Below are 18837 nucleotides of genomic sequence, written 5' to 3'. Positions count from 1 at the left end.
AGTGATGTGTTTTTTGTTCAAAATCATTTTTTTAAGCATTATAGGTAAAAATAAATTGTTTCATGTTTATTCAATAACATAATAAAACCTGAACTAAGACAAACTATGTCGCACCACGCTAGTGCTTTTAAGTTTTTTTTGGCATGATCAGGCTTTATAGTTTTGAATAATGATAAATGGAACAAATGCGTTGGTTAGAACTGCTTTCTGCAGTTCGTTTAGGTAGTAAAAAAAGCAGTACAGAATTGGCTCGAAGCCCATTTCATAAAGATTATGATCGCATTATATTTTCACAAAGTTTTCGTCAGTTAAACCGTAAAACTCAAGTTCACCCTCTAGCACAGCATGACGGGATCCATACCCGTTTAACTCACTCCCTTGAGGTTTCCTGTATTGGCCGTTCCATGGGTATGCTGGCAGCCGAAAAAATAAAAGATGAATTGCCCGTTTGGATATCTCCTGCCGATGTCGGCGCAATCATTCAAGCAGCTTGCCTTGCTCACGATATTGGCAACCCACCCTTCGGTCATGCTGGTGAATATGCAATTCGTGAATGGTTTGACGATGCATCACATAATGATTTTCTAAAAAAATTAACTCCCGAAGAAGAAGCCGATGTTCGTCAGTTTGAAGGTAATGCTCAAGGTTTACGCCTATTAACCCGTATTGACTACCATCCAGACGATGGTGGTATGCGTTTAACTTACGCGACCTTAGGCGCATATTTAAAATATCCTTGGCTTTCAAAAACAATAGCTTCGCAAGGTGATCGCCCATCACATCAACGAGCCAAATTTGGTTGTTATCAGTCTGAAAAAGAAATTTTAAAGCAAATTGCTGAACAGCTTGGTCTCATTCAATTAGGTGAATACCATTACTGCCGCCACCCGCTTACCTATTTACTAGAAGCTGCAGACGATATTTGCTATGCCCTCATTGATTTAGAAGATGGCATTATTTTAAATATGCTGAATTACCAAGAAGTTGAACCCATTTTTCTGAATTTAATTGCAGATTATGGCCAACCTGAAGAGTTATCAATGCCAAGTAGTACATGGCAACAAAAAATTTCGGCATTACGTGGTCGTGTCATGAAACGTTTAGTTGATGAAGTCACTACCGCTTTTGCCAAACATCAGTATGAAATTATTACAGGTCAGCTGCAAGGTAGCCTTTTACAATACTGCTCACCAGATATTGCTAAAGGGATTGAAACAGCCAAAAATCTGGCGCGTGAAAAAATCTTTGAACACCCACAGAAGTCTGGTTTAGAAATTATTGCACATCAAAGTTTGCAAACTATTCTTGACGCGTTTGTACCATTAACCATGCCGCATAAATCTTTAAGCTTTAAAGAACAACGTTTAATGTCGATCCTTCATTTGTACGGTGCCCGCTTTAGCAATAACCACTACAGCAATATCATGCAGGTACTCGATATTATTAGTAAGTTTTCAGATCATCAGGCTTATAGCTTGGCGCAAGAGCTACAAGGTAATAAAATAGGTCTGTTTTAATGATAAGTAGACATGTTGATAGAGGGCTTTATCCATCATCTTTTATGTATTCAGATCAGTGGGTAAAATGTCCTAAATGTTCTCATCTGAGTATCCTAAAATATGACAGTCCTTTGTCACCAGTAAATGCGCCTTATCAAGGAACTTTTTCTTTTAGTTGTTTAAATTGTTGTTATCAAATTAAAGCTGAAGAGAGCTCAATATCGAGTCGTTACAATGGCCATTTTTACGCCACAACTTACCAGCGTTGCCAAAGTTGTGGTGGGTCATGGCTCAAAGCAAATCAAAAGATGAATAATTCAGGAGCTTACCCTCCGTATATTCAAGCTAAATGTCATCTATGCCAAAAATTTTCAAAATTTGAAAAATATAATGTAGCTTTTGTTTTAGACCAAAAATTTGGTTTTACACACTATGGTCTTGAACTTTATCTAAAAACTTCAAGTAGGCATGGAGACATATACATTTATAGCCCTGCACATTTAAAAGAATTAAAAATATTCGTTGAAGATAATTTAAGAGAAAGAACTAAACAGACTGGTAATAACAGTTATTTTTCACGTCTACCTACATGGATAAAATCCACACGAAATCGAAAAGAAATTTTAAAAGCCATTTTGCGTTTAGAACAAATGGCATCTACTATTCAACCATTAACAAATAAGTGAAAGATTCAATGATCGGATGTTTAATTGGCGAAGTGTTTGCCTTAGAAGCCCCAACTGTCTTACTTAATGTAAATGGTGTGGGCTATGAAATTGATACGCCACTTTCAACATTTTGCCAATTACAAAAAGGCCAGAAAGTTACACTATGGACGCATTTGGTTGTGCGTGAAGATGCACAGCAGCTCTACGGTTTTAGCGATGCTCAAGAAAAAACTATTTTCCGCACCTTATTAAAAGTAAATGGTGTAGGCCCTAAAATGGCATTGGGTATCTTGTCTACATTAAGTGTTGAATTGTTGGTTCATACCATTGAACATGATGATATTAATACATTGGTTAAAGTTCCGGGCGTTGGCAAAAAAACAGCTGAACGTTTAATGATTGAACTACGTGACCGTTTTAAAACCTTGGCTCAAGGCACTTCAACTGCAGCAACTATGCCTCAAATTCAATTTGCTGCAAACTCTCCTGTTGCAGAAGCAGAAGCTGCACTGCAATCTTTAGGTTATAAACCACTTGAAGCACAAAAAGCTGTAGCTGCGGTTAAAGCCGATTACACTGAATCAGCCGATATTATTCGTGCTGCTCTTAAATCTATGATGAAGTAAATACACTTATGCAAGACCGTCTAATCAGTGGAACAGAAAAACCTGAAGATCATTTTGATCGGGCTATTCGACCGACTTCACTTGCCGACTATATTGGACAGCCAGTTGTACGCGAGCAAATGGAAATTTTCATCGGTGCGGCTCGTGGTCGTGGTGAAGCACTCGATCACACACTGATTTTCGGTCCACCGGGCTTAGGAAAAACCACGCTTGCCAATATTATTGCGCGTGAAATGGGTGGCAACCTTAAATCTACTTCAGGGCCTGTTTTAGAGCGTGCGGGTGATTTAGCAGCGATGCTCACCAACCTTGAAGAAGGTGATGTTTTATTTATTGATGAAATTCACCGTCTTTCTCCAGTGATTGAAGAAATTCTGTATCCAGCTATGGAAGATTACCAACTTGATATCATGATTGGTGAAGGCCCTGCTGCTCGTTCAATTAAACTTGATTTACCGCCTTTTACTCTAGTTGCTGCAACTACACGTGCGGGCTTACTCACCTCACCACTACGTGACCGTTTTGGTATTGTGCAGCGTCTTGAGTTCTATTCTGTAGAAGACTTAACTCATATTGTGTCACGTTCTGCAAACCTTATGGATGTACCGATTACAGTTGAAGGTGCAGAAGAAGTAGCTCGTCGCTCACGCGGAACACCTCGTATTGCCAATCGTTTATTAAGACGTGTTCGTGACTATGCGCAAGTGAAAGGTACAGGTGAAGTGACCCATGAAATGGCACAGCGTGCGCTTGATATGCTTAATGTCGATAAAGCTGGCTTAGATACGCTAGACCGTCGTTATTTGAGCATGTTACTCGAGCGTTTTGATGGCGGTCCTGCTGGAGTTGAAGCGCTTGCAGCAGCTATGGCTGAAGACAGCGGTACACTTGAAGATGTAATTGAGCCTTATTTAATTCAACAAGGTTATGTCATGCGTACTGCGCGAGGACGCATCGCAACCAATCAGTCTTATTTACAATTTGGCATGACGCCACCTGAGCCTAAAAACTAAGCACTGGAAGAGAGTTTTCTCTTCCTTTTTTTAATTTAACTGTTCTTCTCAACTCAAATAATAATTGTCTTATCAATACATTAGCTACTCTATACCTTTTAAGTCTATATTTATACCTTATTGATTTTTTAATATTTTTAAAAACTGAATTATAAGAAATCTAGATATAAAATCTTATGGAAAATAATATTTTTAGGATAAGGACATGTACAAAAAAGCCGCTTTAATTTTTCCACTTGCCCTCATGAGTCAACTGAGCCTAGCAGATTGGGTCAAAGATGCCGCACAACAAAATGAAAATCAGGTCATTCAGTTAAGACAACATATTCATCAAAATCCTGAACTTGGCAATATGGAATTTAAAACATCTGCACTTGTTCAAAAAGAATTAAAGTCTTATGGCATTCAAGTCAAAACAGGTTATGCAAAAACAGGTGTTGTAGGTATTTTAAAAGGTAATAAACCCGGCCCTATTATTGCGCTTAGAGCCGACATGGATGCACTACCTATGGAAGAAAAAAGTGGTGTTCCATTTGCGAGTAAACAAAAAGCAATTTATCAAGGTAAAGAAACTTATGTGATGCATGCTTGTGGACATGATGCCCATACCGCAATGCTATTAGGTGCAGCAAAAATTCTAGCTGCCAATAAAGATAAAATATCAGGTACGGTTGTCTTTGTTTTTCAACCTGCTGAAGAAGGTGGAGCAGATATAGATAATTTCACACAAGGTGATCAAATCGGCTCCAGAAAAATGATCGCAGATGGAGCTTTTAAAGACTATAAACCTGAAGCCATTTTTGGCATACATGTCATATCTGGTATGCAAAGTGGCCACCTTTATTATAAAGGTGGCGCTATTTTAAATAGTGCAGACCATTTACGTATTCAGGTCAACGGCAAGCAGGTACATGGTTCTACCCCTTGGTTAGGTAGAGATCCAATTTATGCATCTGCACAAATGATTAATAATTTACAAAGCCTTATTAGCCGAAGGACTGACCTCACTCAAGGTATGGGTGTAGTGAGTATTGGGAATATTCAAGGTGGTACAGCAGGAAATGTAATTCCCGAACAGGTCAATATGGTCGGGACTATCCGCTCTAATAACGAACAAATACGAGCAAATATCTTAAAAAGTTTACCAGTCATGATAGAGCATAATGCTCAAGCCAATGATGTGACTGCCAAAGTTGAAATTGCACCTTATGCGCCAGTGACCATGAATGACAAAGCACTGACTCAGTTTATTCAACCAACTTTAGTCAAGGTTGTTGGAGACTCAAAACTTCATGTTTTGGATCATAATGCAAGCGCAAGTGAAGATTTTGCCTATTATGGCAAATTAATGCCATCATTCTTTGTTTTCTTAGGTGCAACACCAGAAAATCAGGACTTAACTCAAGCTGCACCAAATCATAGCCCCTATTTTATTGTAGATAATAAAGCCTTAAAAACTGGAACAGAACTACACGTCAGATTCGTATTAGATTATCCGAATATATCAAAACAAGTTCAAACTTCATGGAAGCCCTCTTAACTTAAAAAGCTTGCCAGCTATAAGATGTAGCGTTTTTAGATTAGAAATACAGCAATCGCAATTGAAAGGTTGTGCCATAGGACTTAGTATGCAATCTGCTAAACTGCCCCGTATTTAAAAGCAGATGTATGGCTTTTGAATAGAACGAATGTTTTATTCAAAGTCATATTTTAAATATAAAGCTCTATAGTGAACTAAAACGGAATACTCTCATGGCGAATCATTTTGAATTCAATATTCGTGTTTATATCGAAGATACGGACGCAGGCGGTATCGTTTACCATGCCAACCACATTCGCTACATGGAACGTACCCGTACAGAATGGCTTCGTGCTTCTGGTGTTGATCATTACTGGCATCAAAAAGACTACAACTTTGTTGTTCACAAAATTGACGTAAAATACATGCGTCCTATCCTAATGGATGACCTAATTACTGTTACAGCACGTGTAGTTTCATGTAAAGCTGCGTCATTTGTGTTGCAACAAAATATTTATCGTGGTGAAATCTTGCTTGCTTCTGGCGAGGTTGAATTGGCATGTTTAAGTAAAGAACTTGTAGCTCGTCGTCTTCCAGAAGAAATACGTGATCTTATTCGTAAAGAATTGGAACAAGACTAAAAAAAGCAACCGGCATATGTAACTATGGCAACAAACATTGAATCAACCCTGCATATTTCTGACCTTATCTTACAAGCAAGTCCAGTCGTCCAATTGGTCATGCTAATTTTATTGTTAGCATCAATCTTTAGTTGGTATTTGATTGCCAAGTTACATATGGGTTATAAAAAGGCACGTCAAGGTGATGAACATTTTCAAAAAATGTTCTGGTCTGGTGCTGAACTCAATACGCTCTATAACAACGCACAACTCAACTCAAAACGTTCAGGTCTTGAGGATATTTTTTATCAAGGGCTGAGTGAATTTTTCAAACTTAAAAAGCGCCATGCTTCTACCTCTCAAACGATCGAAGGTACCGAACGTATTTTACGTGTTGGTTTAAGTCGTGATCAAAGTACTCTTGAATATGGTCTAGGCACTCTAGCAAGTATCGGTTCTGTTGCCCCATATATCGGCTTATTCGGTACAGTGTGGGGAATCATGAATGCTTTTATTGGTTTAGCTGCCGTTGACCAAGTGACTTTAGCAACGGTTGCACCGGGTATTGCTGAGGCACTTATTGCAACTGCAATTGGCTTATTTGCTGCCATTCCTGCAGTACTCGCTTTTAACCACTTTACGGCTAAAGGTGAAAGCGTCTACTCTGACCGCGCATTATTTGCCGAAGAAATGATTGCATTATTGCAACGTCAATCTGTGGGTTCATCACAGGAAGATGCATAATGGCTATTCAACGTTCAGGGCGCTTTGAGCGCATAAAAAAACCATTAAAAAGTGACATGAACGTCGTACCCTATATCGATGTAATGCTCGTACTCTTAGTTATTTTCATGGTGACTGCTCCCATGATTACTAGCGGTATTAAAGTCGACTTACCTCAGGCAAATAATCGTCCAATTGAATCCAAAGATATGCCAGCCATGGTAACGATTGGTAAAGATGGCAATATTTATCTTCAATACCAAGACTATAAAGATAACGAGCCACTTTCTCGTGAAAAGCTTGAATCTGTTTTAAGTGAAGCACAAAAGCAAGCTGAGCAGGAAAACAAACAGCTTACGGTTTTAGTGAATGGTGATAAGTCGCGCCCTTACGGCGAAGTCGTATCATTGATGGCAAGTTTACAAGAAGCAGGTTTAACTCAAGTTGGCCTTCTGACAGAGCCTTTAAAATAAGCTATGAACAAAAATCAAAAGCCTCCTTTTAAACAGAATGCGATTGCATTGGGCTTCACACTTGGAGTTCATGCAATTGCTATTGTCGGCTTGCTTTTTTTAGGCTTGAGTAAACCACCTGAACAGCCCAAAAAGCTAACTACTATTTTAGTTAAGCCAGAAGATTTACCACCGCCTTTAGCAAAAGAAGTTGAGCCACAAACTACAGCAGAAAATCAGGCAGAAGAAGTTCTAAGCCCAATTGTGGATGAAAATCTTCCTCAAAATCTTCCAGCAGTACCATCACCTCCTCCTCCTCCGCCCACAGCACAACATCTGGTTGCCCAAAAGCAAAAAGCTGAGCAGGCACAGCAAGCAAAATTAGCTGAGGAAAAACGTAAAGCCGAAGAAGCTGCTAAAGCGAAGCAAGCTGCGGAACAACAACATTTAGAGGAAGCTCAAAAGCAGCAAGCTGAAGCTAAGCGTCAAGCTGAGGCAAAAGCTGCAAAAGTTGAAGCCGAACAAAAGCGTAAAGCTGAAGCTGAGGCAAAAACCAAACATGAGCAAAGTGAGGCTCGCAAAGCTGAAGAAGCTGCTAAACGAAAAGCTGAGGCCGAGGCAAAACTAAAACGTGAAGCAGAAAATGCAAAACTTCAGGCACAGCAAGAAGCAAAACGTAAAGCTGAAGCTGAGGCAAAAGCGAAACATGAAGCTCGTAAAGCAACCGAAGATGCTAAACGCAAAGCGGCTGAAGAGGCGAAAGTTAAACAGCAGAAAGTAGCTGAAGATGCCAAGCGTAAAGCTGAAGCCGATGCAAAAGCTAAACACCAAAAAGCAGCTGAAGATGCCAAGCGTAAAGCTGAAGCCGATGCAAAAGCTCAAAAGCAAAAAGCGACTGAGGATGCCAAGCGTAAAGCTGATGCTGACGCAAAAGCTAAACACCAAAAAGCTGCCGAAGATGCCAAGCGTAAAGCTGATGCTGACGCAAAGGCTCAAAAGCAGAAAGCGGCTGAGGATGCCAAGCATAAGGCTGATGCTGACGCAAAAGCGAAACAGCAAAAAGCGGCTGAAGATGCAAGACGTAAAGCTGAAGCTGAGGCCGAAGCAAAAGCTGCATCTGCTAAAAAAGCACAGGAAGAAGCTGCTCAGAAAAAGGGTGAAGCTAAAAAAATTGCATCTTCAGCGAAGCGTGATTTTGAGCAGAAAATTAGAAATGCTTGGGATATTCCAGCAGGAACATCAGGTCAAAAAGCAACTGCGCGTGTCACTCTTAGCGATAGTGGAGCTGTATTATCAGTTATTGTTAGCTCTAGCAACCCAGATGTTAAAGCCAGTGTCGAAGCAGCGATTCGTTCTGCTGCGCCTTACCCTATGCCATCTGATCCTGATGCTAGACGCGAAGCAAGATCATTCAGTTCAACATTTACTGCAAAATAAGTATCTTGTTACATGCTTTAAATAGTTTAAGGCATGTAACTATGTTACAAAATCCACAGTCACAAAAATGCCTTCAATGACTTTAAACCTATGAAAACGAGCCGCAAACACCTTTTAGCCTTAACGCTGCTTACAGCATTAAGTCCTTTTGCACCGACAGCTGCCTTTGCTCAACTACATTTAGAAATTGCAAAAGCACCTGATCAGGCACCTAAAATCGCTATTGTTCCTTTTAATAATGACAATGGACTTTATCCAATTGTTGAAACTGACTTAAACCGTTCAGGACGTTTCACAAGTTCATCGAAAAACTTACCTGCAAATGCTGCTATTAACCAGATTCAAGCATCTGATTGGCAAGCTGCAGGTATTCCATACGTTGTTACAGGGCAAATTAAGCAAACAGCTGATGGGTTTGAGGTCCATTACCAACTTTATGATGTACAAAAACAGCAATATCTTCTAAATGAGTTGTTAAATGTACCTGCTTCGCGCATCCGCCAAGCTGGGCATATGGTTAGTGATGCTATTTATCAAGCTTTGACTGGTATTGCAGGCGACTTTAGTGGTCGTATCGCTTATGTATTACGTAATCCAGCTACTCCTGCTGAACGTTACACTTTACAAATTGCGGATACAGATGGTGAACAACCAAAAACTGTTCTCTCTTCACGCGATCCGATTCTATCTCCGGCATGGACTCCTGATGCCAAAAAAATTGCTTATGTTTCCTTTGAAACTAAACGTCCAGCAATTTACTTACAAGACCTTTCTACTGGAACACGTGAAGTACTTACCAGCTTTAAAGGTTTGAATGGTGCGCCGAGCTTTTCACCAGATGGTAAATCAATGCTATTTACAGGGTCAATGAATGGTAACCCTGAAATTTATCAAATGGATTTATCAACTCGCCAAATCAAACGTATGACAAATGACACGGCAATTGATACAGAAGCTCGTTACACCCCAGATGGAAAAGCTTTTATTTTTACATCTGACCGTGGAGGCTCTCCTCAAATTTATCGCTATGATTTTGGAGATGGCTCAGTAAAACGTTTAACATTTAAAGGGTCATTTAATGCACGTGGCACTCTAAGTGCAGATGGTAAAAAAATTGCACTGGTGCATCGACCAAGTGGTAGCAACTATAAGGTTGCTATCCAAGATATTAATACAGGGATTGTTAATATTCTTACCCCTACGAGTTTAGATGAATCACCAAGTTTCTCACCAAATGGACAAATGGTGGTTTACGCAACTCGTGAAGGGAACCGTGGTTTACTGTCTGTCATGTCCACTGATGGTCGTTTCCGTATGAATTTACCAAGTGAACAAGGTGAGGTACGTGAACCAGCCTGGGCACCTAAATAACTTTTTCTTCCATTGATGGAGATGATGATGAAATCAATCAAATATTTGGCTTTTCCTCTACTTAGTGTAGCGCTTGTCATGACAGGTTGTGCGAGCCGTAAACCAGCAACGACTGCAAATGCTGGTACTACAAACCCAAGCACCGTAAACACGACAGGTTTAAGTGAAGATGCTGCATTAAATGCCCAAAATTTGGCAGGTGCTTCATCAAAAGGTGTAACTGAAGCAAATAAAGCTGCTTTAGCTAAACGTGTTGTTCACTTCGATTACGACAGTAGTGATTTATCTGCTGAAGATTATCAAACACTTCAAGCCCATGCTCAGTTCCTTATGGCAAATGCAAACTCAAAAGTTGCATTGACAGGTCATACAGATGAACGTGGTACACGTGAATACAACATGGCTTTAGGTGAGCGTCGTGCAAAAGCTGTTCAAAGTTACCTCATTACAAATGGTGTAAATCCACAGCAACTTGAAGCTGTAAGTTATGGTAAAGAAGCTCCTGTTAACCCAGGCCATGACGAATCAGCTTGGAAAGAAAATCGCCGTGTTGAAATTAACTATGAGGCAGTTCCTCCTCTATTAAAATAAAATATCCCTTTAAAAAATAAACGCCCATCTATGGGCGTTTATTTTTGCTTTCTTAATTTAAGAAGATTTATTTTCCTCTTCTTCTGAATGTTGCATCGACTCAATCAAATCATGCTTATTAAAAGCTTTATATTCAGGTTTAGCTTCATAGTCTTTCCAAGCTTCCTGAACACTTTCTTTCGAAATTTCTTCTAAATTGATTGGTTCACCTGCCGTTGGGGTCGCATCAAACTTCTTAGTTGTCATTTCGATTCTCCTAAATATACATTCCTTTGCTATGCAAACAACATACCATGTAAAATGGAGCTTGTAAGCATAAATGCAACACAAATAAAGTAAGATAATTTTTATTTTCCGGCATTCTCATCTAGAATATGCCACGTATTTATTTGACTCATTTTGATGCTTGCGCACAGGAGCGTTTTTTTATGTCCAACCTCACATTGTCCCAATTTTTACAACAACAAAAAGGGAACCTAACACCTGAGTTGGCCCAAGTCATCGACACTATTGCTACGACTTGTAAAACCATTGACCAAGCCCTACAAAAAGGTGCATTGGCTGGAATTTTAGGTAGTGCTGGTAATGAAAATGTTCAAGGTGAAACACAGAAAAAACTTGATGTGATTTCTAATGACTATTTAATTGATGCTTTAAAAGTTCACCCTCATGTTGGTGGTCTTGCATCTGAAGAGCTTGATGAATTTACACCTGCGCAAGAAAACGGCGAATACTTAGTTTTATTCGACCCATTAGATGGCTCAAGTAATATTGATATCAACATGTGCGTAGGAACAATCTTCTCGATTCTTCCTGCAAAAAATGCAGTGACACAGTCACAAGATTTCATGCAAGCAGGAACTCAACAGGTTGCTGCTGGTTATGTGTTATATGGCCCATCAACAATGATGGCTTTAACCGTTGGAAACGGTGTAGCTTTCTTTACTTTAGACCCAGAAACTCAAACATTCTTACTTACTACAGAGAATGTTCAAGTATCAGCAGACACTCAAGAGTTTGCAATTAACGCATCTAATCAGCGTCATTGGGAACAACCAGTAAAGCAATATATTGAAGAGTTACTTGCAGGTAAAACATCTGTACGTGAAAAAGATTTCAATATGCGTTGGGTAGCGTGTATGGTAGGCGATATTCATCGTATTTTATGCCGTGGCGGTATTTTCCTTTATCCATATGACTTAAAAGATCCTAAGAAAGCTGGTCGTTTACGTTTAATGTATGAAGCTAACCCAATGAGTATGCTTATTGAACAAGCAGGTGGTTCATCAACTACTGGCCGTGTTCGTATTTTAGATATTGAACCTACAGAGCTTCACCAACGTGTTCCAGTAATTATTGGTTCTAAAAATGAAGTGGAACGTGTAACAAGCTATCATTAATAATTTAAATTATAGAGGGCGTCATATAGTATGATGACGCCCTTTTGGATATATCCTTATGGCGGTTATTTTTTTAGAATCAAAAGACAATGCAAAAATTAAACATTTGCGTGGTTTAATTGAACTCAATAGCGCCCGAAAAAAGCATCAGCAAACAGTTCTTGAAGGTACTCACCTTTGCCTAGCTTGGTTACAACAACAGAAAAAGCTCTTTTCGTTGTTTACCACTGAACAGGCATTGGAACATGACGATTTAAAGAAAATTATCGAACTTCATCAGGGTCATGTTTTTATTATTAGTGAAGTTCTATACAAAGACTTAAGTACCTTAGGTAATACTCTTCCTTGTTTGGCTATTATTGATTTACCTAAAACAGCATCAACGATTGATTATAGTTTAGACACTCTAATTCTCGAAAATGTACAAGACCCAGGCAACGTAGGTACATTATTACGTTCAGCAGCAGCAGCAAATATTAAACAAATCATTTGTACCCAAGGCTCTGCCTCCCTCTGGTCTCCTCGCGTTTTAAGAGCAGGTATGGGAGCTCATTTTAGCTTACATTGCTTTGAAAACTTTCAATTGACCGATATTCTTCCTAAATTCGATATTCCTGTTTTCGTTACAAGTTCTCATCGCTCAACCAGTCTTTATTCAAAAGATCTTTCAAAGCCATGCGTTTGGATTTTAGGCAATGAAGGACAAGGCGCAAGTGATTATGCTTTAGAGCATGCGCAGTCGGTGACAATACCGCAGCCCGGTGGTCAAGAGTCATTAAATGTAGCAATTGCAGGATCTATTTGTTTTTTTGAAATGGTTCGCCAACGCCAATAAAACGTTAATTTATTTTACATCACTCATATTTGTGAAAAAAATCATTTACACTACTAAAAAATAGCCGATTGTTGTCAACCTCCCACCTCTTTTCAACGTTATATAAGAGATATATTGAAGATAAGGTGGGTACGTCCAATGACAGGATTTTCCATCTCCATGGATTTAGCACCGAAAAAGTCTCGATCGGAAGCATCTAGTGTTCATGCCAGCACGGCTGAGCAACGCCTAAAGGTTTTTATGCAAGATGTTACTGGTCGTGCTTTGGTGATGATGGAGAGTGCTACCCAAGGTCAACAAGGCATTGCGATGGACTTGGTTCAAGAAGCATTTATTGCTTTACACAAGTCTTACGCCGATCGAAGTACTGAAGAATGGTATCCGCTGTTTTATACTATTCTAAATAACAAGCTTCAGGATTGGCGTCGTAAAGAAGCACGTCGGGCGAATCCATTTTCATTCTTCAAAAAAGTTAGTCTAGACAATGATGATGAAGAAATCATTGATGTTGTCGATGAAAAAGCAATCAATCCAGCAGATTTTCTAGATCAAGCAGTAACGATAGAAGAGATACGAGAAGCGATTGCAAAACTACCTGTTCGTCAACAGCAGGCTTTCATGTTACGTGCTTGGGAAGGGTTTGACACTCATACTACAGCACAAATCATGAACTGTACTGAAGGTAGTGTCAAAACCCATTATCATCGAGCAATTCAGGGACTTAGAGAGTACTTAGCACATTTAAATCCCATGGGAGGTTCTAATGAATCATGATGATTTCACTAAAAAGGTGACGTCTAAACTCGATAGTTTGGCTGATCACCATAAAAATAAAACAGTGGTAATGAATCATGTGCTTGACCATATCCAACAGAAGCCAGCATCTTACTATAGTGTCTGGAAAATGACGGGTTTCGCACTTGCCGCAGCAATTACTGGTTTTGTCATTTTACCAAATTCAGCGGAGTTGATCGAAAAGCCACAAAATCAAGTTATTGTAAATCCTAAATTATCGCCACAGATGGTTGAAGATTTAGAAATGCTGATGGTGTTGGGTGAGGATAAAGTTCAACATGGTAGCTAAAAAGTTAGCACTTATCCTTTGTTCATTAAGTTTCCTGCAAACAAGTTTTGCGGGTTTTGAACGTTTCTGGATTTTTTCTAAAGATGCCAATACACAAGTAGATGATACTTGGAATGCTATGTCTGAAGAAGAACAACGAGCTGTAATTAAGCGCTATCAAAGCTTAAAAGAATTACCAGCGAACCAAAGCGCTAATCTGCAACAACGCATGGATTGGTTCAACCAACTCCCAGATGCAGAAAAGCAGAAAATGCGTGAAGCTTGGCAAAAAATGAGTACACAAGAGCGTAATGATTTACGTCAGCGTATGCTCAAAGCAAGTGCAGATGAAAGAACAGCTATACGCGAAGAATATATCAATAAATATTTAGAACACTAACCTAAATTTCTAATAAAAATGCTTGTTTTGAAATCCGACTAGCAATAAAAAAGCCTCCTATGGAGGCTTTTTTATTTTTTCTTATTTACGATAACGTCTATAAGCAATCAAACCTAACAGTGATGCAATAGAGAGAATGCCTATACCTCCCCCACCACTTCTTGAATCATCAGTTGTAGTTGCCGTACTTACTAAATTAATCGTTCCTGCTTTAGCTGAAATAGTTCCATCTGCATCATAAACATAGTAAGTCAATGTATCATTGAAAGTATTAAATACATTTTTTGCTTGAATATAAATATTGCCTCCATAACACATATTTTTACTATCCATACCTGGACATGGACCCTCCCGATCAGCTTTCACTACCGTAAAAATTCCATCTTTTGATGTTTTACTCGGTAAGTAAATTGGTAACTCAACTTCCTTCTCATTTACCCAGAATTGAGGCTTATTTGGTTTCGTTTGAAGAGTACTAACAGGTCCATCACCATCATCATTTGCATATTTTAGTAAGTTTAGTGGAATAATTTCGTTAGCTAAGTATTTAAAGCTTATCGTACCATCTCCTGAAACAGGGGCAATATTTGAAAATTTCGCTTTAATTAACCCACTACTCAGTTCCTCCCCAGTTTTAGTAGTAATTGTATATTTACAAAATTCATATGTTGTATTTGAAGTAACACCATCATCAACACGATAAAAGAGGATTTGCTGTACTGTCGGATTCCACTCACACCGTTGATTTTTCTTAGTCTCAGTATCAGATGTTAAATCTTCTACTTTCTGCCCAACACCTAATGGTTCTGCTTTAACACTATAATCAGTCGTATTAAAAAACTTTAATACATGACTCACATCTTCACTTGGCAGTGGAAAACCATAGTTTTTTAAATCTATATAGATAGCTCGATATTTTGTATTTACATGAGCAGTATCATTCTTAAATTTATCAAGTAAATCCTTAAATTCAGCTAAACGAACTTTATAATAAACAACAAAATTTGATGGTGTAGTTGGATCTTTTAGCAAACTATCATACAAATCGTAACTTTTCTGAAAAGTATCTAATAAAGTCGTAAATGAGATATTGCCTAAACCTTCCAAGTCACCTGCTGTAAGCTTCATTAATTCAATTGAACCAATGTCACAACTATTTTTAATATTTCCTAGATTTTGATAATAGTACGTATTACTTACTAATCTGGATAATCCACGTTGGTCTTGAGTTTGACATGTAGCCTTATTTTCAGTATCTACATCAATTAAATCTGTTGCTGAGAAATTATTTTTAGGATAATAAATTGGTAAAAAACCAGTATTCTCATTTGCATCTTTTAAAGGCTCTAATAAAGTACTAAAGACTTCATTTTTTATATCAATATTTGTATTTCCTGTAGGAATTAATTCTGTAGGTACATCACATTTTGGACTATCACCTGTTAAGTTTAATGCATTAAATTTCAAATTTAATCCAGTATTTTTTTCAGTTGCCGCCGCTCCTAATAAGTATCGACATGCGTAAGCACCAGTGTTAAATGCTAATATATTAAAATTTAAGTCTTTTTTTCCTAATTTATCATATAAGAAAGTTGTATTTGCAGAATTCTCAACTATTGTATTGTTTTGCAATGCTAAACTACTAGATGAGCTTAAATTACTAGTTTGATTCTGTGATGGATCAGCGTCTCCAGTAAATTTAAGAATACTACCCTTAGTAAGACTGGCTAGATTTTTCGCAATTGTATTATTGGTAAAAGTCGCTGTAGGGCTACCACAAAAGTCAAAAGTACTTATAGAATCTGTTGCCCCATTATCTATAAAGCTATTTGAGTCAAGCGATAAAGTACGTGCGCTGTATGTGTTATTAAACATACAACTCATTGCAAGAATACTACCTTCAATAGAAGACTTACCATTGCCTTGGATCAAGGAATGATTCATCGTTAAACTAGAATTACTTCCTCCAAGATAAATTGCTCCACCTTTAGGAGCTTGCGAATTTAGAATCTGGCTATTTTTTAGAGTTATATCCGCACCAGCATAAATTGCACCACCTTGTTCAAGACTTTTGCCATTTTCTAAAATGATATTAGTCAACGCTAAAGGTTGTTGGGAAACAGCGGTATTAAAGATACGTGATTTTCCACCAGCATTTATATGGGTTTGAAGCGGTTTTTGAGCTGGATAGTCATTAGTTAAGACCCCTTTCCGCTCCCAATCTGTTGCCTCTTTACCAATGATATTTAAAGCAACTTTAGGCGTTAACTCTTTATTTAAAGTATAAGTACCAGCTTCGAGTTGAATTGTATAATTCTTATCGATTGCGGGAACTTCACATCCTCCATAAGATTTTCGCATTTCTGCTGCTGTAATAGCTTCACGTAAAGAACATGCATTCATGTTCTCATTATCTTCATCATCAAATGTTGTAACTTTTATTGTGGTTTGAGCCATTAAAGGCATTGCTGCGATAACAGCAATCACACCTAGTGCTTTTTTATAATTCTTCATAGTCCTCATCCCTGATTATGACTTGAAACGGCGTAATGCAATTAATCCAAATAACCCTAAAATTAATCCACTACCCACACTTCCCCCTCCACCTGTGCTCACAGACTTATCTTCGATGCCAGATACAGGTTCTTGGACTACAGTTGCAGGAATAGTAATATATTGGAAATCTGAACCATCATTAAATCTTGATACACTCGTAACAACTTGAATTTTAAAAATGTCTGCACCATGCCAATTTCCATTTGGTGTGTAAACAACATTTCCATTCTGATCTAAAGTAACAGTACCTTTAGAAATTGGTGTATCAGTACTTTGTATAACTTTAAGACATCCAGGTTGCCATTCTTTACCATCAGGACGTTCACCAAATAAACGTTTACATGTAGCAGGAGTGACCAAATCTGCTTCACTCAAAGAGCCTAAAATACTAAATTTTGCAACTTGACCATATTTAATATCTTGGCCAACTGGAGCAATTTGGTTATCTAAAATATATTCAATTGCACCTAAATCACAAAGTTCATCGTAACCACTACGATTTTTACCACGTTGATCATATCTTTCACAGCTTGCTAAACCAATTGAAGAACCATCACTATAAAGACGTCCTTTATTTATGATTAATGAATCAGATAAACTTTGATAACTTTCAAGTAAACGTGGTCTAAAGAAACCGAGAAAACTATCTTTTGGCGTATTGTAAGGGCATAATAATCCAGTCGGAGAGGTTACATCACATACACCTTCATCACTATCACCCGCAATCAGCTTCTCACTCGCGGGATAAAGAATATTAGGGAGCTTTGCAGTAGCATTACGATTACATTCTGCTGTAACTAAATTACTTTGTATGACGGCCTTGTCAGTCGTACTTACCTGACAATTAACAGTATTTCCTACTAATATACTATTTGAAACCGAGGCATTACTTTGTGGAGCATCAAGAAATAGCCCTTTATCATTTTTAATCATTGTAATGTTATTAACAAACATTCCGTCTCGGATGTTCGCAATAAAACCACCTTTATTATGAAAAATTGTACTATTACTTATACCAATTGCTCTGGAAGTTAAATATCCTCCCGTACTTTCATCGGCAAATTTAGTTTGTGTATAAAGTAAAGCATTATCTGCCGTTGTAACTTCATTATCACGTATTACAGATTGAGTAATAAAATAGAGCGGCATTTCACTATATAGAACGCCACCTTGAGCTGCTTTATTATTCTGAATTAAATTATTGATAAGCGTAACTGCACCAGCAGTATTTGTCGTATTAGATAAATTACCTGCGTTATAAATTGCACCACCTCGTGTTGCATAACCATTTATCAAACGTGAATTTCGAATAATTAATTGTTCATGGTTATAAATCAACCCGCCTTCTAATGCTGTCGTGTTAGGACCTGCACCTTGTAAATTAAGATCGCTTAAAGAAACAGAAAAAGATGCTTTTTCAACATTCTCATCATCAATCTTAAATAGCTGATCTGTACCCACCATTTTTATTGTCGCGTTATGCGAACCTGGTTGATCATCTACTAAAGTAGAATCATTTTTTGCTGTACTAATTGTAAGAGGAGCTGTAATCGTTATTCGGGTATTTAATGCATATTCTTTATCACGCTGTAAAATAATATTTGATGAGGCATCTTTATTTCCACAGCCATGGTAACCATTTGCATATTTTTCTACATCGGCTGCATTAGATGAACCACGATAATTTAGAAACTGTACAGCTTCTCGTAGCGTACATACCGTATCATCTTTATCTTCATCAACTAAGCTTGTGACTTGAATATCAGCAGAATAAGCGTGCCCAGCAGCAGCCAATAATGCAAAAGCAATGCTCCGTTTGAGCATACCCTTCTCCTTACCTATTTTTTTCATTTTTCTTTGTCAATATTGCAAAGTTTTAACTTTTGCAAACGCATCCTTTGTGCGTACTTTGTCACAGGAGTCAGAATTTCTCAAGATGTTTTGATCGGTCTATAGTGTCATTTTAGATAAGCAGCTTTATAAATATTTGCTTAATTAAACATCTATTAATATATGTAGATTTTACTTATCTAAAAATTTATTAGTGCACTTTAGAATTTAAAT

19 protein-coding genes are annotated in these 18837 nt (G+C 38.0%); 16 read left to right on the top strand and 3 right to left on the bottom strand.

Going from position 1 to position 18837, the window contains the following annotated elements; translation table 11 throughout:
- Nucleotides 1-176: 176 nt before the first annotated feature.
- The 11 genes from NE363_RS04685 to pal all read left to right on the top strand — a co-directional run bounded on the left by NE363_RS04685 (nt 177) and on the right by pal (nt 10519).
- Entirely contained in the window at nt 177-1517 is a 1341-nt protein-coding gene (locus NE363_RS04685) for a deoxyguanosinetriphosphate triphosphohydrolase (RefSeq protein WP_004699901.1), read from the top strand.
- Complete coding sequence (locus NE363_RS04680; protein WP_445535926.1) at nt 1517-2185, top strand: hypothetical protein; 669 nt, start codon at nt 1517-1519, stop codon at nt 2183-2185. The genes NE363_RS04685 and NE363_RS04680 overlap by 1 nt, the downstream gene beginning before the upstream one ends.
- An 8-nt stretch (nt 2186-2193) precedes the next feature.
- Nucleotides 2194-2793 (top strand): Holliday junction branch migration protein RuvA, encoded by a 600-nt coding sequence (ruvA, locus tag NE363_RS04675; protein ID WP_016146147.1) that lies wholly within the window; start codon nt 2194-2196, stop codon nt 2791-2793.
- Nucleotides 2794-2801: 8 nt separating this feature from the next.
- Entirely contained in the window at nt 2802-3806 is a 1005-nt protein-coding gene (ruvB, locus tag NE363_RS04670) for a Holliday junction branch migration DNA helicase RuvB (RefSeq protein WP_002052424.1), read from the top strand.
- Nucleotides 3807-4011: 205 nt separating this feature from the next.
- Nucleotides 4012-5346, top strand: a complete 1335-nt coding sequence (locus NE363_RS04665; RefSeq protein ID WP_445535925.1) for a M20 family metallopeptidase — start codon at nt 4012-4014, stop codon at nt 5344-5346.
- Nucleotides 5347-5558: 212 nt separating this feature from the next.
- Complete coding sequence (ybgC, locus tag NE363_RS04660) at nt 5559-5966, top strand: tol-pal system-associated acyl-CoA thioesterase (RefSeq protein ID WP_004699892.1); 408 nt, start codon at nt 5559-5561, stop codon at nt 5964-5966.
- A 24-nt stretch (nt 5967-5990) separates the two neighbouring features.
- Nucleotides 5991-6689: a protein TolQ gene (gene tolQ, locus NE363_RS04655; RefSeq protein ID WP_004699890.1), complete on the top strand. Its 699-nt coding sequence runs from the start codon at nt 5991-5993 to the stop codon at nt 6687-6689.
- Nucleotides 6689-7141 (top strand): protein TolR, encoded by a 453-nt coding sequence (gene tolR, locus NE363_RS04650; RefSeq protein WP_002052868.1) that lies wholly within the window; start codon nt 6689-6691, stop codon nt 7139-7141. Before tolQ ends, tolR begins: the two co-directional genes overlap by 1 nt.
- A 3-nt stretch (nt 7142-7144) precedes the next feature.
- A complete protein-coding gene (gene tolA / locus NE363_RS04645; protein ID WP_445535924.1) occupies nt 7145-8557 on the top strand; it encodes a cell envelope integrity protein TolA in 1413 nt (470 codons plus the stop codon).
- 90 nt (nt 8558-8647) lie between these two features.
- On the top strand, nt 8648-9928 hold the full coding sequence (tolB, locus tag NE363_RS04640; protein ID WP_191012012.1) for a Tol-Pal system beta propeller repeat protein TolB: 1281 nt from the start codon (nt 8648-8650) through the stop codon (nt 9926-9928).
- 27 nt (nt 9929-9955) lie between these two features.
- Nucleotides 9956-10519, top strand: coding sequence for a peptidoglycan-associated lipoprotein Pal (gene pal, locus NE363_RS04635; RefSeq protein ID WP_004699882.1), 564 nt, complete (start codon nt 9956-9958; stop codon nt 10517-10519).
- Nucleotides 10520-10576: 57 nt separating this feature from the next.
- Here the strand turns inward: pal and NE363_RS04630 are convergent, their stop codons facing one another.
- Complete coding sequence (locus tag NE363_RS04630; protein WP_002052586.1) at nt 10577-10765, bottom strand: NF038105 family protein; 189 nt, start codon at nt 10763-10765, stop codon at nt 10577-10579.
- A gap of 182 nt (nt 10766-10947) precedes the next feature.
- Between NE363_RS04630 and NE363_RS04625 the strand changes: the two genes are divergently transcribed.
- The 5 genes from NE363_RS04625 to NE363_RS04605 all read left to right on the top strand — a co-directional run bounded on the left by NE363_RS04625 (nt 10948) and on the right by NE363_RS04605 (nt 14217).
- Nucleotides 10948-11919: a class 1 fructose-bisphosphatase gene (locus NE363_RS04625; RefSeq protein WP_004699879.1), complete on the top strand. Its 972-nt coding sequence runs from the start codon at nt 10948-10950 to the stop codon at nt 11917-11919.
- A gap of 58 nt (nt 11920-11977) precedes the next feature.
- The gene (locus NE363_RS04620) at nt 11978-12754 is read left to right on the top strand and encodes a TrmH family RNA methyltransferase (protein ID WP_151749563.1); all 777 of its coding nucleotides are present in this window, start codon (nt 11978-11980) and stop codon (nt 12752-12754) included.
- A 159-nt stretch (nt 12755-12913) separates the two neighbouring features.
- Complete coding sequence (locus NE363_RS04615; RefSeq protein ID WP_019457282.1) at nt 12914-13528, top strand: RNA polymerase sigma factor; 615 nt, start codon at nt 12914-12916, stop codon at nt 13526-13528.
- Nucleotides 13518-13838: a hypothetical protein gene (locus tag NE363_RS04610; RefSeq protein WP_019457283.1), complete on the top strand. Its 321-nt coding sequence runs from the start codon at nt 13518-13520 to the stop codon at nt 13836-13838. The genes NE363_RS04615 and NE363_RS04610 overlap by 11 nt, the downstream gene beginning before the upstream one ends.
- Complete coding sequence (locus tag NE363_RS04605) at nt 13828-14217, top strand: DUF3106 domain-containing protein (RefSeq protein WP_004699871.1); 390 nt, start codon at nt 13828-13830, stop codon at nt 14215-14217. The genes NE363_RS04610 and NE363_RS04605 overlap by 11 nt, the downstream gene beginning before the upstream one ends.
- A gap of 81 nt (nt 14218-14298) precedes the next feature.
- Here the strand turns inward: NE363_RS04605 and NE363_RS04600 are convergent, their stop codons facing one another.
- Together NE363_RS04600 and rbtA are read right to left on the bottom strand one after the other, a co-directional pair.
- A complete protein-coding gene (locus tag NE363_RS04600; RefSeq protein ID WP_346788894.1) occupies nt 14299-16731 on the bottom strand; it encodes a CSLREA domain-containing protein in 2433 nt (810 codons plus the stop codon).
- A 15-nt stretch (nt 16732-16746) separates the two neighbouring features.
- Entirely contained in the window at nt 16747-18597 is a 1851-nt protein-coding gene (gene rbtA / locus NE363_RS04595) for a rhombotarget A (protein ID WP_445535923.1), read from the bottom strand.
- Nucleotides 18598-18837: the final 240 nt, after the last annotated feature.

This window comes from Acinetobacter sp. G18 (assembly GCF_052660225.1).
The sequence above is the reverse complement of the archived record's forward strand: the minus strand, read 5'-3'. Positions and strand labels throughout refer to the sequence as shown.

What these genes read in the sequence shown, in the direction of transcription:
- NE363_RS04685 (WP_004699901.1), top strand. Translation starts at nt 177, where the DNA reads ATGGAACAAATGCGTTGGTTAGAACTGCTTTCTGCAGTTCGTTTAGGT.
- NE363_RS04680 (WP_445535926.1), top strand. Translation starts at nt 1,517, where the DNA reads ATGATAAGTAGACATGTTGATAGAGGGCTTTATCCATCATCTTTTATG.
- ruvA (WP_016146147.1), top strand. Translation starts at nt 2,194, where the DNA reads ATGATCGGATGTTTAATTGGCGAAGTGTTTGCCTTAGAAGCCCCAACT.
- ruvB (WP_002052424.1), top strand. Translation starts at nt 2,802, where the DNA reads ATGCAAGACCGTCTAATCAGTGGAACAGAAAAACCTGAAGATCATTTT.
- NE363_RS04665 (WP_445535925.1), top strand. Translation starts at nt 4,012, where the DNA reads ATGTACAAAAAAGCCGCTTTAATTTTTCCACTTGCCCTCATGAGTCAA.
- ybgC (WP_004699892.1), top strand. Translation starts at nt 5,559, where the DNA reads ATGGCGAATCATTTTGAATTCAATATTCGTGTTTATATCGAAGATACG.
- tolQ (WP_004699890.1), top strand. Translation starts at nt 5,991, where the DNA reads ATGGCAACAAACATTGAATCAACCCTGCATATTTCTGACCTTATCTTA.
- tolR (WP_002052868.1), top strand. Translation starts at nt 6,689, where the DNA reads ATGGCTATTCAACGTTCAGGGCGCTTTGAGCGCATAAAAAAACCATTA.
- tolA (WP_445535924.1), top strand. Translation starts at nt 7,145, where the DNA reads ATGAACAAAAATCAAAAGCCTCCTTTTAAACAGAATGCGATTGCATTG.
- tolB (WP_191012012.1), top strand. Translation starts at nt 8,648, where the DNA reads ATGAAAACGAGCCGCAAACACCTTTTAGCCTTAACGCTGCTTACAGCA.
- pal (WP_004699882.1), top strand. Translation starts at nt 9,956, where the DNA reads ATGAAATCAATCAAATATTTGGCTTTTCCTCTACTTAGTGTAGCGCTT.
- NE363_RS04630 (WP_002052586.1), bottom strand. Translation starts at nt 10,765, where the DNA reads ATGACAACTAAGAAGTTTGATGCGACCCCAACGGCAGGTGAACCAATC.
- NE363_RS04625 (WP_004699879.1), top strand. Translation starts at nt 10,948, where the DNA reads ATGTCCAACCTCACATTGTCCCAATTTTTACAACAACAAAAAGGGAAC.
- NE363_RS04620 (WP_151749563.1), top strand. Translation starts at nt 11,978, where the DNA reads ATGGCGGTTATTTTTTTAGAATCAAAAGACAATGCAAAAATTAAACAT.
- NE363_RS04615 (WP_019457282.1), top strand. Translation starts at nt 12,914, where the DNA reads ATGGATTTAGCACCGAAAAAGTCTCGATCGGAAGCATCTAGTGTTCAT.
- NE363_RS04610 (WP_019457283.1), top strand. Translation starts at nt 13,518, where the DNA reads ATGAATCATGATGATTTCACTAAAAAGGTGACGTCTAAACTCGATAGT.
- NE363_RS04605 (WP_004699871.1), top strand. Translation starts at nt 13,828, where the DNA reads ATGGTAGCTAAAAAGTTAGCACTTATCCTTTGTTCATTAAGTTTCCTG.
- NE363_RS04600 (WP_346788894.1), bottom strand. Translation starts at nt 16,731, where the DNA reads ATGAAGAATTATAAAAAAGCACTAGGTGTGATTGCTGTTATCGCAGCA.
- rbtA (WP_445535923.1), bottom strand. Translation starts at nt 18,597, where the DNA reads ATGCTCAAACGGAGCATTGCTTTTGCATTATTGGCTGCTGCTGGGCAC.